Source organism: Rhodococcus sp. 06-462-5, from assembly GCF_002258315.1.
GTDB lineage: Bacteria > Actinomycetota > Actinomycetes > Mycobacteriales > Mycobacteriaceae > Rhodococcoides.
Genome location: NZ_NOYD01000019.1, coordinates 1 through 953, shown reverse-complemented (window position 1 = coordinate 953; position 953 = coordinate 1). Strand labels below are relative to the sequence as shown.

Here is a 953-nt window from a genome sequence, read left to right as displayed (position 1 = left end):
CCGCAAACCGGAATCCAACACAAACAACGCATCACCCGGCACCGGCGTACCGATAGGAGCTCCATGACCAGGCTTCATGGGCGCACTCATAGAGGCGTAGAACGTCTCTGTCTCCCCGTAGCCATTGATCATTTCTCGGCCTGAAGCCCACCGATCGACAAGTTCGGGCGAGCATGCCTCACCCCCCACAAAAATGGTCCTTACTTGATCTATTCCCTCGGGCGAGAGCATCTCGAGTGCGGACGGGGTCTGGTTGACGGTGGTGACCTGCTCGTCTACCAGGATTCGGTGAAAGTCCGTTGCGGAGCGGGCGGCATGCTCAGGGATGATCACCAAGCGGCCGCCGTGCAGCAGAGCGCCCCACATCTCCCACACCGACACATCGAACGAGTACGAATGGAACATCGACCACACCTGATCTGGGGAATGTTTGAAAGCATGTTCCGAAGCTGCGTAGGTCTGGGTGACGTTCGTTTGTGTGATGCCGACGCCTTTGGGTGTGCCTGTCGTTCCTGAGGTGTAGATGATGTACGCGAGGAGGTCAGCATTCGGCACCGGCAACGTCGTCGTCGGCTGTTCAGCGACCTTGGGATCCTCGACATCTATCAGTGGGACCCCGGACTTACTGACGCGACCAGCGAGGCTCACCGTGGTCAAAATCGCGGCCGGCGCAGCGTCTTGTAGAACGAATGCCAGGCGCTCGTCAGGGGTGTTGATGTCGATCGGCAAGTAAGCAGAACCCAGCTTCAGCACCGAAAGTATGGCTATCACAGTGTGTTCCGAACGTGGCAGCAACAGTGCAACAACGTCCTCTACTCCCACCCCACGCCCAGCCAACAAATGAGCCAACTGCGTCGATGTGTCGGTGTGGGAGATGTGGGGCGCTCTGCTGCACGGCGGCCGCTTGGTGATCATCCCTGAGCATGCCGCCCGCTCCGCAACGGACTTTCACC

At 59.1% G+C, this 953-nt stretch carries 1 protein-coding gene; it reads right to left on the bottom strand.

The annotated features are described in order from the left end of the window. Positions 1 to 915: AMP-binding protein (locus CH251_RS13500; RefSeq protein WP_141214935.1), on the bottom strand; the 915-nt coding region annotated here is incomplete at its 3' end. Positions 916 to 953: the final 38 nt, after the last annotated feature.